Raw genomic sequence first — 13,338 nt, forward strand, 5'->3', positions numbered from 1 at the left:
GCATGGAATTTTTCTTTGAGGTGCTGATCGGCGGCCTGTTGGCGGGCGTGATGTATTCCCTGGTGGCGATCGGTTTTGTGCTGATCTACAAAGCCTCGGGCGTCTTCAACTTCGCCCAGGGCGCCATGGTGCTGTTCGCCGCGCTGACCTTTGTCAGCCTGCTGGAGCGCGGCTTTCCGTTTGTCTTCGCGTTTTTGCTGACCCTGGTGAGCATGGTGGTGCTTGCGCTGCTGATCGAGAAAGTGGTGCTGCGGCCCCTGGTCAATCGCCCGCCGATCATCCTGTTCATGGCCACCCTTGGGCTGTCCTACATGATCGAAGGCTTCGCGCAATTCCTCTGGGGCGCGCAGGTGCATGGCTTGGATTTGGGCATTGCCGACGAGCCGCTTGAAATCCGCGGCATGCTGCTCTCGCAGTTCGACCTGTTCGCTGCCGGCACCGCCGCCGCGTTGGTGCTCGCCCTGTCATTGCTGTTCAACAAAACCCGTATAGGCCTGTCGCTGCGTGCAGTCGCAGACGACCCGCTGGCGTCCATGGCGGTGGGCATTCGCCTGCCGCGCATCTGGGCCCTGGTGTGGGCCGTGGCGGGGTTTGTCGGGCTGGTGGCCGGGTTGCTTTGGGGCGCGCGATTGGGGGTGCAATTCTCGTTATCGCTGGTGGTACTCAAGGCATTGCCGGTGCTGATCATCGGCGGATTTTCGTCCATCGGCGGCGCGATTGTCGGCGGCTTGATCATCGGCGCGAGCGAAAAAATCGCCGAGATCTACCTCGGCCCGATCATCGGCAGCGGCATTGAAAACTGGGTGCCTTACGTCCTTGCCTTGCTGTTCTTGCTGGTGCGCCCTGCCGGGTTGTTCGGCGAGCGCGCCATCGAACGGGTCTGATCGTTTTTTGAGGAAATGCCTGCATGCTGTATCAAGAAGTCGGTCAAATCAGTACCTCCTACGCGGCCGAGCGCCGCATCTTTCGCCTGCGCCAGGACCGCGTCGCGCTGTGGGTGCTGCTGGGCTTTGCCTTTGTGGTGATGCCGTGGCTGGGCAACGATTACTGGTTCAGCGCGATCCTCGTGCCGCTGCTGGTGCTGTCCCTGGCCGGCCTCGGCCTGAACCTGCTGACTGGCTACGCCGGGCAACTCTCTCTGGGCTCGGCGGCGTTCATGGCGGTGGGCGCATTTGCCGCCTACAACCTGCAATTGCGCGTACCCGGTTTGCCGTTGCTGGTGAGCTTTGGCCTGGGCGGCGTGATCGCTGCGCTGGTGGCGGTGTTCTTCGGTCTGCCGAGCCTGCGCATCAAGGGCTTTTACCTGTTGGTAGCGACCCTGGCCGCCCAGTTCGTGGTGGAGTGGGTGCTGACCCGCTTCAGTTGGTTTACCAACGACAACGCATCCGGGGTCATCACCTCGCCGCCATTGCTGATCGCCGGGGTTGATTTCAGCTCGCCATGTGGCCGCTACCTGCTGACCCTCAGCGTGGTCGTGGCGCTGTTCTGGCTCGGTAAAAACCTGGTGCGCAGTGAGCTGGGCCGCAACTGGATGGCCGTGCGAGACATGGACACCGCCGCCGCCGTGATCGGCATTCGGCTGCTCAAGGCCAAGCTGCTGGCGTTTGCCATCAGCGGCTTCTACCTGGGCGTCGCGGGGTCGCTTTGGGCCTTCGCCTACCTGGGCACGGTGGAGCCTCACGGCTTCGACCTGAGCCGCTCATTTCAGGTGCTCTTCATCATCATTATCGGCGGTCTGGGCAGTGTGCTCGGCAACGTCCTCGGCGCGGCCTTCATCGTGTTGTTCCCGATCCTGCTGGGCAACCTCTTCGCGTTGCTGCCGGCCGGATTGATGGACGCCGGCCAGCTGGAAAACCTTCAGAAGATGCTGTTCGGTGCACTGATCATCACCTTCCTGATCAAGGAACCGGAGGGGCTGGCCCGACTGTGGCAGCGCTTTCGTCAACGGGCCAGGGTATGGCCGCTGCGTTACTAACTTACTAACCCCCGAGCTGAACCCCGAGGAACTGCCTCCATGAGACACCCCGCACCGCTGCGCCGCCTGGCCTTGGGCCTGGCCTTGATCACCGCCACGCTCACGGGCACCGTCCAGGCCGCCAACGAACAATACTTTCCGTTGCAGAGCTATCGGGTCGGGCCCTATGCCGCCGGTGGCACCGGTTTCTTCGGTGGGTTTATCGACTACCTGCAATACATCAACGCCAACGGCGGCGTGAACGGCGTCAAGTTGACCTGGAGCGAATGCGAGACCGAGTACGTGGTGGAAAAAGGCGTCGAATGCTACGAGCGCCTCAAGGGCGGTCTCAACGGTGCGCCCGCAGCGGCCACCAACCCGCTGTCGGTGGGCATCGCCTACGCCACGCTGGATCGCTCGACCGCCGACAAACTACCGCTGATCACCATCAACCACGGACGCACCGACTCCACCGACGGCAGCGTCTTCCCCTACGTGTTCCCGTTGCAGCTCAACCCGTATTCGGAAGTCTCGGCGATCATCAACTACATCGGCCAGCGCGAAGGCGGCGCCGACAAACTCAAGGGCAAGAAAATCGCCGTGCTCTACCACGGCTCGCCGTACGGCAAGGAAACCAACGGCGTGCTGGAAACCCTGGCCAAAAATGCCGGCTTCGAATTGACCCTGCTGGAAGTGCCACACCCTGGCAACGAGCAACAATCGCAGTGGCTGAACATTCGCCGTCTCAAGCCGGACTGGGTGATCCTGCGCGGCTGGGGCGTGATGAACCCGGTGGCGCTCAAATCTGCGCAAAAAGTCGGTTACCCGGCTGATCACATCATCGGCAATATCTGGAGCAACTCGGAAGAAGACGTGTTGCCGGCCGGCAACGCAGCCAAGGGTTTTATCTCCATCACCACCCACCCGTCCGGCACCGATTTCCCAGTGCTGCAAGGCATCAAGCAAAGCGTGGTGGACGCGGGCAAAGGCAACCTGGCCGATCCGAAGCGCTTCGGCACGGTGTACTACAACCTCGGTGTGGTGAACGGCATTCTCAACGTCGAAGCCGTGCGCCTGGCCCAGGAAAAATACGGCCACCAGCCCCTCACTGGCGAACAAGTACGCTGGGGTTTCGAACACCTGAACTTGGACAATGCACGTCTTCAGGCCTTGGGCGCAAAAGGCCTGGTGCAACCGCTGAAACTGTCCTGCGCCGACCATGAAGGCGGCGGCGCGGTACGCTTCCAGCAGTGGGATGGCCAGCGCTGGAACCTGATCAGCGATTGGGTACAAGCCGACCGCGCGCTGCTGCGGCCGATCATCGAAGCCTCGGCGGCGCAGTACGCGAAGGAGAAAGGCATTACCCCGCGTGATTGCAGCAAAGAGCAGTAGGATTTCTCAGCGGCAATGCGGTTTTATGTGGTAGGGGGCTTGCTCCCGATAGCAGTGGTTCAGCCATACCGATGTTGACTGACACACCGCCATCGGGAGCAAGCCCCCTCCCACACTTGGACCGAGGTCGATCAGCTCACTGCGAGTTCCACCACGCCCTCATTCAATCGCACCGGCCACACCTGCAATCGCTGGTGTGGCGACTCCAGGCACTGGCCGTTCTAGTACGCGAAGGAGAAAGGCATTACGCAGCGTGATTGCAGCAACTAGAGCAGTAAGATTTCTCCACTGCGATGCAGTTTTTTATGTGGGAGGGGGCTTGCTCCCGATGGCAGTGGTTCAGCCATACCGATATTGACTGACACACCGCCATCGGGAGCAAGCCCCCTCCCACACTTGGACCGAGGTCGATCAGCTCATTGCGAGTTCCACCACGCCCGCATTCAATCGCACCGGCCACACCTGCAATCGCTGGTGTGGCGCCTCCAGGCACTGGCCGTCCTAGTACGCGAAGGAGAAAGGCATTACGCCGCGTGATTACAGCAAAGAGCAGTAGGATATCTCAGCTGCGATGCAGTTTTATGTGGGAGGGGGCTTGCTCCCGATAGCAGTGGTTCAGCCATACCGATGTCGACTGACATACCGCCATCGGGAGCAAGCCCCCTCCCACATTTTGACCGAGGTGTATCAGCTCACTGCGAGTTCCACCACACCCTCATTCAATCGCACCGGCCACACCTGCAATCGTTGGTGTGGCGACTCCAGGCACTGGCCGTCCTAGTACGCGAAGGAGAAAGGCATTACGCCGCGTGATTGCAGCAAGGAGCAGTAGGATTTCTCAGCTGCGAAGCAGTTTTATGTGGGAGGGGGCTTGCTCCCGATAGCAGTGGTTCAGCCATACCGATGTTGACTGACACACCGCCATCGGGAGCAAGCCCCCTCCCACACTTGGACCGAGGTCGATCAGCTCACTGCGAGTTCCACCACGCCCTCATTCAATCGCGCCGGCCACACCTGCAATCGCTGGTATGGCGCCTCCAGGCACTGGCCATCCTAGTACGCGAAGGAGAAAGGCATTCCCCCCCGTGATTGCAGCAAGGAGCAGTAAGATTTCTCCACTGCGATGCAGTTTTATGTGGGAGGGGGCTTGCTCCCGATAGCAGTGGTTCAGCCATACCGATATTGACTGACACACCGCCATCGGGAGCAAGCCGCCTCCCACACTTGGACCGAGGTCGATCAACTCACTGCGAGTTCCACCACACCCTCATTCAATCGCACCGGCCACACCTGCAATCGCTGGTGTGGCGCCTCCAGGCACTGGCCGTCCTGCAAGCGGTAATGCTGCTTATAGATCGGCGCAGCTACCACCAAATCGCCCTTGATACTGCCGACCAATCCACGGCCAATTACATTTGCCCCCGACTCCGGGTCATGGTTGTCGATGGCGAACAGCGTCTGCTCCTGCGCACCCGGCAGGTAGAACAGCGCCACTTGCGCGCCGTCCAGCCAAACCACTACGCCGGAGTTGCTCACCAGGTCTTGCTCACTGCACACCCCTTTCCAGGTGGACAGGTGGTGCTGAGTGTCAGGCTGGCTCATCAGGCAATCTCCTCGATGACGGGAATCAGGTTGAGTTCGGTGGCCATGATCGGCCGGCGCTGGCCGCGTTCCTGGACAAAGTGGATGTCCGGGTCGGGGCGTTTGTCGTTGACGAAGGTGCGGAAGCGCTTGAGTTTTTCCGGATCCTTGAGGGCGTTGGCCCACTCGCATTCGTAGCGGTCGACGACCAGCTGCATCTGCGCTTCCAGCTCCGCGCCCAGGCCGAGGCTGTCGTGCAGGATCACGTCTTTGAGGAAATCCAGGCCACCTTCCAGGCTTTCGCGCCACACAGAGGTGCGTTGCAGTTTGTCGGCGGTGCGGATGTAGAACATCAGGAAGCGGTCGATGTACTGGATCAACGTGGCGTCGTCGAGGTCAGTAGCGAACAGTTCGGCATGGCGCGGACGCATGCCGCCGTTGCCCGCGATGTAAAGGTTCCAGCCCTTCTCGGTGGCGATCACGCCCACGTCCTTGCTCTGGGCTTCGGCGCATTCACGGGTGCAGCCGGACACCGCGAACTTGAGTTTGTGCGGCGAACGCAGGCCCTTGTAGCGATCCTCGATCAGCAGCGCCATTTTCACGCTGTCCTGCACGCCGTAGCGGCACCAAGTGCTGCCCACGCAGGACTTCACCGTACGCGTGGATTTGCCATACGCGTGCCCGGTCTCAAAGCCAGCGGCGATCAGCTCGGCCCAGATATCCGGCAGCTCATGCAACTGCGCGCCAAACAAGTCGATGCGCTGGCCGCCGGTGATCTTGGTGTAGAGGTCGTATTTCTTCGCCACTTCACCGATCACGATCAGCTTGTCGGCCGTGATTTCACCACCGGGAATCCGTGGCACCACCGAGTAGGTGCCGTTCTTCTGCATGTTGGCCATGAACGTGTCGTTGGTGTCCTGCAACGGCACCAACGAGGCGTCCATTATTGGCTGGTTCCAGCACGACGCCAGGATCGAACCGACCGCCGGTTTGCACACGTCGCAACCGGTGTGGCCACGACCGTGTTTGGCCAGCAGTTCTTCGAAGGTGGTCACCCCTTCCACACGCACCAGGGCATAGAGCTCCTGACGGGTGTAGGCGAAGTGTTCGCACAGGCTCTTGTCGACGCTGACGCCACGGGCAATCAACTCGTGTTCAAACACTTGCTTGAGCAAGCCCGCGCAACCGCCGCAACCGGTGCAAGCCTTGGTCTGGGATTTGAGCAGGCCGAGGTCGCTGCAACCGCCGTCGATGGCCGAGCAAATCGCGCCTTTGGTCACGTTGTGGCAGGAACACACCGTGGCCGATTCCGGCAACGCGCCTGGGCCGAGAGTCGGTGCACCGGCGGACGACGGCAGGATCAGGCTGGCCGGTTCCGCAGGCAGTGCAATCGCGTTCTGCATGTATTGCAGCAACGTGTCGTAGTAGCTGTTGTCGCCAACCAGCACTGCGCCGATCACATGCTTGCCCGATGCGTCCACCACTAGGCGCCGGTAACTGGCGCTGGCCTCGTCGATGAACTGATAGCTGCGCGCACCCGGCGTGTGGGCATGGGCGTCGCCGATGGAACCCACGTCCACGCCGAGCAGTTTGAGCTTGGTGGACATGTCGGCACCGACAAAGGGCTCGGCGACCTGCCCGCATAACAGCGCGGCTACCCCGCGGGCCATCTGGTACCCCGGCGCGACCAGGCCGAACAGGCTGCCGTTCCACGACGCGCACTCGCCAATCGCGTAGATGTGCGGGTCGCAACTCAAGCATTCATCGTTGATCACCACCCCGCCACGCGGACCAATCTCCAGGCCAGCCTGGCGCGCCAGGGCGTCCTGTGCGCGGATGCCGGCGGAGAACACGATAAGGTCGGTTTCGAGGAACTCGTCGTTGGCAAAGTTCATGCGATAGCGGTACTGCTCGCCCGCGCTGATCGACTGCGTGGCACGGGACAGGTGCACGCCGACGCCCAGCCGTTCGATCTGGGCCTTGAGCGCCAGACCGCCGAAATCATCCAACTGCACTGGCATCAAGCGCGGTGCGAACTCCACCACATGGGCTTCCAGGCCCAAGCTTTTCAGGGCGTTGGCGGCTTCCAAGCCCAGCAGGCCACCGCCCACCACCACACCACGTCGGGCATTGGCTGCCGCTGCACGGATGGCATCGAGGTCTTGCAAGGTGCGATACACCAACCGCGAATCCCCTTCGGCGCCTTCGATCGGCGGCACGAACGGATAGGAGCCGGTGGCCAGGACCAATGTGTCGTAGGCCACGCAGCCCTGAGCCGTGATCACCTCACGGCGAACGCGGTCGATCTCCAGCACCGGCACGCCCAGGTGCAACGTCACTCCCGGCGTCTGGTACAGCGACGCCTCGGAAAGTGCCAACGACTCGGCATCGCGTCCGGTGAAATACTCGGACAGGTGCACACGGTCATAGGCGCGCATCGGCTCTTCGCTGAACACATGCAGGTGGTAGTGTTGCAGCGCGCCGCGCTCGATCAGTTGCGCCACACAATGGTGACCGACCATGCCATTGCCAACGACGATCAGGGTTTTCATCGGTTTGTTCATATCAGCACCTGACAACATTCATCACGGTTTAAAAAGCAAAAAAAAAACGCCTGAAACCTTGCGGTTCCAGGCGTCTTTGCCTGTTCTTATGCGGGATCTGTTCGGACGACTTCGCCGGATCCATCGCTTTATGCCCATGACCTCAATGGCCTGTCGATCGTCGTTGACCGAGTGGGGTTGACGGGGAGCTTGCAGGCTCTATGCCAATTGGCCGCGGAGCCGTACGTGGGGCCGCTGCAGTCTCCTCGCGTCGCCTGAACAGCGTGGATTGCGCATCCAACTGGTGCGCGTTGCATCAAAAAGGCGCGCTTGCATCATCAATTTCCTGGCTGATGAGTGTTGGGGCTGCTTCGCAGCCCAGCGTGGCCGGTGCGACGATTCGACTAGCCCGCACACCCCAACAGCCAGGTCACCAGAACAACCCGGTTCTTCACAAAAAAGCACCCATTGCAGCGTTCGAAAAAACCTGGCGCGTGACTTGCTAGGAACACCTGCATAAAGCAGTCAACGCTGATTGCCCATTCACGACAAAGGCGCCGTGCAACCCCCGTTTCCAAACGGAGGGTTGCAGGGCGCTTTTTTGTTGGCGGGTAAAAAAGTTTAGAGGGTGACGGATGGCAAACCAAAGCGTACGTAGCGTGTGTCCTTATTGTGGCGTCGGCTGCGGCATCGTGATGCAAGTGGAAAACAATAAGGTGGTCAAGGTGATCGGCGACAAGGCCCACCCCACCAACGTTGGCCGCCTGTGCACCAAAGGCACTACGTGCGGCCAAGCCATCGCCGAGTCCGGGCGCATGGAAAACGCTTACCTGCGTGAGCAGCGCGATCACGACCCGGTGCGGGTCGCCATGGACACCGCCATCAGCGAAACCGCCGGCCGTTTGCGCCATATCCTCGACCGTGACGGCCCCGATGCGTTGGCGTTCTACGTGTCCGGACAAATGTCCCTGGAGGCGCAGTACCTGATCAACAAATTGGCCAAGGGGTTTGTGCGCACCCGCAATATCGAATCCAACTCGCGGTTGTGCATGGCCAGTGCCGGCAGCGGCTACAAGCTGTCCCTCGGTTCCGACGGGCCACCGGGTTCCTATGAAGACTTTGACCGCGCCGACCTGTTCTTCGTGATCGGCGCCAATATGGCCGACTGTCATCCGATTTTGTTCCTGCGCATAATGGACCGGGTCAAGGCCGGGGCGAAGCTGATCGTGGTCGACCCCCGGCGCAGCGCCACCGCCGACAAAGCTGATCTGTACCTGCCGATCAAACCCGGCACCGACCTCGCGCTGCTCAATGGCCTGCTGCACCTGGTGGTGAAAAACGGCCACACCGACCCCGGTTTTATCGCCACGTTCACCGAAGGTTGGGAGGTTATGCCCGGTTTTCTTGAGGACTACCCGCCCCACAGCGTCGCTGCCATCACGGGTTTGGCCGAAGCGGATATCCGCCAAGCCGCCGACTGGATCGGCCAGGCCGCAGAATGGATGAGCTGCTGGACCATGGGCCTCAACCAAAGCACCCATGGCACCTGGAACACCAACGCCTTGTGCAACCTGCACCTGGCCACCGGCGCGATTTGCCGCCCGGGCAGCGGGCCGTTTTCCCTCACCGGCCAACCCAATGCCATGGGCGGCCGCGAAATGGGCTACATGGGCCCGGGCCTGCCAGGACAGCGCTCGGTCATGGTCGACGCCGACCGCACATTTATCGAAGACCTCTGGCAAATCCCGCCTGACCACCTGCCGCGCCAAGCCGGCAACGGCACCGTGGCGATGTTCGAACAGATGGCCGCCGGGCAGATCAAAGCCTGCTGGATCATCTGCACCAACCCGGTGGCCAGCGTGCCCAATCGCCAGACCGCTATCGACGGTTTGCGCACAGCAGAACTGGTGATCACCCAGGACGCCTACCTCGACACCGAGACCAACCGCTACGCCGACATCCTGCTGCCCGGCGCGCTGTGGGCCGAGGCCGAAGGGGTGATGATTAATTCCGAGCGCAACCTGACCCTGATGCAAAAGGCCGTCGATGCACCCGGTGAAACCTTGCCGGACTGGCAGATCATCGCCCGTGTCGCCTGTGAAATGGGCTTTGCCGACGCGTTCACGTATGCCAGCGCCGCCGACGTGTTCGAAGAAATCAAACGCGCCTGGAACCCCAAGACCGGCTATGACATGCGCGGCGCCAGCCATGCGCGCCTGCGTGAACAACCGTTGCAATGGCCTTGCCCTTCAGCCGACGGCGCAGACCGAAACCCGATCCGCTACCTGAATACCGGCACGCTCAGATTCGCCACCGACAGCGGCAAAGGCCAATTCTTTCCGCGCCCCTATATGCCGCCTGCGGAAATGCCCGACGACAGCTTCCCTTTCGTGCTCAACACCGGCCGCCTGCAGCACCAGTGGCACACCCTGACCAAGACCGGCAAGGTCGCCACCTTGAACAAACTCAACCCCGGCCCGTTCGTGGAAATCCATCCCGATGACGCCGCGCGCTTGGGCCTCAAGGCCAAGGAACCGGTGGAGGTGCGCTCCTTGCGCGGGCGTGCCGTGCTGCCTGCGGTGATCACTGACCGCGTGCGGCCCGGCAACTGCTTTGCGCCCTTCCACTGGAACGATGTGTTTGGCGAGCACCTGGCGATCAATGCGGTGACCAACGATGCCGTCGACCCGATTTCCCTGCAGCCCGAGTTCAAGTGCTGCGCGGTCGCGCTGGCCCGAGTCGAGCTGATCGACCATCAATTCCTCGACCAACCGGCGCCCACTTCCCATGACCTTCCGGAGGACCTCACCATGTCGCGCCTTGACGCCTTCGCTGATCTCACCGGTATCCGTAACAGGCCGGCGCCGTCACTGAGCGACAGTGAACGTACCTACCTCGCCGGCTTCCTCAGTGGCCTGCACTCCAGCGCCACGCGGCAGGACGCTGGCGTCCCGGTGATTCCGGCAAGCGCGCCATTGGCCCAGGACGCCCGCTTGTGGCTGGACGGGTTGCTCGGTGGTTTGTTCAGTCGCACAGGCGCTGCACCGCTCCCCTCCCCGGACGTCACCCTGTTGTGGGCCTCACAGACCGGCAACGCCGAAGCCCTGGCCGAGCGCTTCGCCAAACGCCTGCGCGAAGCGGGCATCAGCGTGGAGCTGAGCGCCATGGCGGACTTCCCGACGAGCAAACTGGCGAGTACCCAGAACCTGGCGCTGATCAGCAGCACCTTTGGCGACGGCGACCCACCGGACAATGGCGAAGGTTTCTGGCACAGCCTCAGCACCGTCGACACGCGCCTGGAGTCCCTGCGCTTTGCCGTACTGGCCCTGGGTGATCCGAATTACGACCAGTTTTGCAGGCACGGCAAAAGGCTTGATCAGCGCCTAGTGGAACTGGGGGCGACGCGCCTGCTGGAACGCGTCGACTGCGATACCGAATTCGAAGAACGCGCCGATGCCTGGCTGACGAAGTTGCAGCAAACCCTCAACCCGGCAAAGCCCGTCACACTGGCCGCCACACCCGCCGGCAAAACCAAACTGCATCAATCACGCCTGCTGCTCAACCGGCACCTGAACCCCCAGAACGCCCACAAGGAAACTCGCCAACTCGCCCTGGACCTGGCGGACTCCGGCCTGACCTACGAAGCCGGAGACGCCCTCGGCGTGCGGCCGCGCAACTGCCCGGAACTGGTGAGCGAACTGCTGGAGCTGACCCACCTGAGCGCCAGCGCCTCGGTAAACATCGACACTTTTGGTGAGGTATCGCTGCAACAGGCGCTGACCCAGCACTTCGAGATCGCCCGTCCTGGCAGCGAGACCCTGGCCTTTATTGCCGAGCGCAGTGCCAATCCGGGCCTGGAACAACTGCTGCGGCCCGAGCGCAAGGCTGAACTCAAAGACTGGCTATGGGGCCGACAGCTCACGGATGTGCTGCAGCAATATCCCATCGACTGCTCGGCGGACGAGCTACTGGGCACCCTGAAACGTCTGCAACCGCGTCTGTATTCGATTGCCTCCAGTGCCAAGGCCCATCCCCACGAAGTGCACCTGACGGTGGCCGCCGTGCGTTATGGCAAGCGCAAAGGCGTGTCCTCCACCTTCCTCGCCGACCGCGTCGGCGACGGCGAAGTGCCGGTGTTTGTGCAGCCGTCCAAACACTTCCGCACGCCCAACGACGGTGACGTGCCGATGATCATGATCGGTCCCGGCACCGGTGTGGCGCCGTTCCGTGCGTTCTTGCAGGAGCGTCGGGCCCTGGGGCATCAGGGGCGTAACTGGCTGTTTTTTGGCGAGCAGTACGCCGCCAGCGATTTTTATTACCAGGACGAACTGCAAGGCATGCAGCGCGACGGCCTGCTCACTCATCTGAGCCTGGCGTTTTCCCGCGACCAGGCGCAGAAGATCTACGTGCAGGACCGCATCCGCGAACACGGCGCCGAGCTGTGGCGCTGGTTGCAGGACGGCGCCAAGCTGTACATCTGCGGGGATGCCAGCCATATGGCCAAGGACGTTGACCAGGCACTGCGCCAGGTCGCAAATACCCACGGCGGACTGGGCGTAGAGGACGCCGTGGAGTACTGGCGCCAACTGAGTGAGCAGAAGCGTTATCTGCGTGATGTCTACTGATTGGATACAGAACAATCGCCGATTGTATTGTGTACAAAAAACCCTAAAGATTTGCCGGCATCTAGCCGAAACAGCGGTGATAGCAAATCGCCGCGCTGCGGGTGCAGAATGCGACGGTTTCACCACCCTCCGTGCTGATGGTCGTCTCGATGAAAATAAAAAATAAGCTTGTACTGGCGTTTGTCTCTGTCGCGTTTATCCCGGTCAGCCTGGTGGCGGTGATCTCTGTCATGAACACGCGGACCCAGGCGGTCGATCAGTTCATCGACGGCAGCACCCGCGAAATCCGCCAGATCGATGGCAATATCCGTCAGTTCTTCGACGGCACGCTGCAGAACGTCGATCAAATGGCCACGGATCCTGTATACACCTCCGTCAACACCCTCAAGAATTACCAACCCGCCGACGCCGCCAGCCAACCGATGCCTGCGGCCGCGCAAGAGGTGATCGACCGATTCGCCCGGTTTGGCGCCACCCATCCGGCGGCGGCCATCCTGTCCATCGGCCTGGAAGACGGCACCTACGTCAAATGGCCCGATGATCCACAACTGGCTAAATACGATCCACGCACACGCCCCTGGTACAAGGCCGCGATGGCCAGCCCCGGCAAGACCGTGCGCACCCCGGCGTACTATTACGACAAAGACGACGTGGCCCTGGTGGGCACCGCGCGGGCATTGCTGGATAACGCCGGCAAGGCCAAGGGGGTGTTCGTGGTCAGCGTGTCGCTGAAGAATCTCACCGAGTTGGTCAAGAGCATCAAGCTCGGCGAAAGCGGCTACGTAATGCTGATCGAGGACGGTGTGGTGCTGGTCGACCCGCGCGACGCCGCCCACAGCTTCAAGCCGCTCAAGGAGTTGGGTGCCGCCTATGCGCACTTGGCCGAGACACCCCAGGGTTCTACCGAAGTGGAAATCAACGGCGTGCGCTACATGGCTAACGTGTGGACCTCTCCCGGCCTGGGCTGGCGCTATATCGGCCTGATCGAACACCGCGAAGTCATGGCCGAAGCCATGCGCATGACCTACCTCACCGCCGTCATCGTCGGCGTGCTGGTGCTGATCTTCGGCGTGCTCGCGGCGGCGTTTTCCAAAGTGATCGTCAAGCCCATCGGCCAGGTCAGTACCGGTTTGCAGTCGATTGCCGAGGGTGAAGGCGACCTGCGCCACGAACTGCACGTGCAGGGCAAGGATGAAACCGCTGAACTCGCTGGCTGGTTCAACAAGTTCCTCGCCGCCATCCG

General features: G+C 61.7%; 6 protein-coding genes and 2 pseudogenes. 5 read left to right on the forward strand and 3 right to left on the reverse strand.

Translation table 11 applies throughout. From position 1 onward, the window contains the following. Positions 1 to 2: 2 nt before the first annotated feature. Genes LRO94_RS15655 through LRO94_RS15665 form a run of 3 tightly spaced genes read left to right on the forward strand, consistent with a single transcriptional unit; the run spans position 3 to position 3,346 of the window. Positions 3 to 884 carry a branched-chain amino acid ABC transporter permease gene (locus tag LRO94_RS15655; protein WP_032885303.1) on the forward strand — a complete coding sequence of 294 codons (882 nt, stop codon included), beginning with the start codon at positions 3 to 5 and terminating at the stop codon, positions 882 to 884. 23 nt (positions 885 to 907) lie between these two features. Further along, on the forward strand, positions 908 to 1,975 hold the full coding sequence (locus LRO94_RS15660) for a branched-chain amino acid ABC transporter permease (RefSeq protein ID WP_179178904.1): 1,068 nt from the start codon (positions 908 to 910) through the stop codon (positions 1,973 to 1,975). Between the two features lie 39 nt (positions 1,976 to 2,014). Next, a complete protein-coding gene (locus LRO94_RS15665; RefSeq protein ID WP_095184621.1) occupies positions 2,015 to 3,346 on the forward strand; it encodes an ABC transporter substrate-binding protein in 1,332 nt (443 codons plus the stop codon). Between the two features lie 411 nt (positions 3,347 to 3,757). Here LRO94_RS15665 and LRO94_RS15675 read toward each other — a convergent pair. The 3 genes and pseudogenes from LRO94_RS15675 to nirB all read right to left on the reverse strand — a co-directional run. Continuing rightward, positions 3,758 to 3,847: pseudogene (locus LRO94_RS15675) on the reverse strand (nitrite reductase small subunit NirD); the annotation flags it as partial. Positions 3,848 to 4,585: 738 nt separating this feature from the next. Further along, positions 4,586 to 4,948 carry a nitrite reductase small subunit NirD gene (gene nirD, locus LRO94_RS15690; protein ID WP_032885306.1) on the reverse strand — a complete coding sequence of 121 codons (363 nt, stop codon included), beginning with the start codon at positions 4,946 to 4,948 and terminating at the stop codon, positions 4,586 to 4,588. Continuing rightward, positions 4,948 to 7,491, reverse strand: a complete 2,544-nt coding sequence (nirB, locus tag LRO94_RS15695) for a nitrite reductase large subunit NirB (RefSeq protein WP_155989944.1) — start codon at positions 7,489 to 7,491, stop codon at positions 4,948 to 4,950. Before nirB ends, nirD begins: the two co-directional genes overlap by 1 nt. Before the next feature lie 614 nt (positions 7,492 to 8,105). Between nirB and LRO94_RS15700 the strand changes: the two genes are divergently transcribed. Together LRO94_RS15700 and LRO94_RS28110 are read left to right on the forward strand one after the other, a co-directional pair. Then, entirely contained in the window at positions 8,106 to 12,095 is a 3,990-nt protein-coding gene (locus LRO94_RS15700; protein ID WP_179178903.1) for a bifunctional nitrate reductase/sulfite reductase flavoprotein subunit alpha, read from the forward strand. Positions 12,096 to 12,325: 230 nt separating this feature from the next. Beyond that, a pseudogene (locus tag LRO94_RS28110) lies at positions 12,326 to 13,330 on the forward strand (cache domain-containing protein); the annotation flags it as partial. Positions 13,331 to 13,338 lie beyond the last annotated feature (8 nt).

The sequence above is a fragment of the Pseudomonas sivasensis genome (assembly GCF_021391435.1).
Lineage (GTDB): Bacteria > Pseudomonadota > Gammaproteobacteria > Pseudomonadales > Pseudomonadaceae > Aquipseudomonas > Aquipseudomonas sivasensis.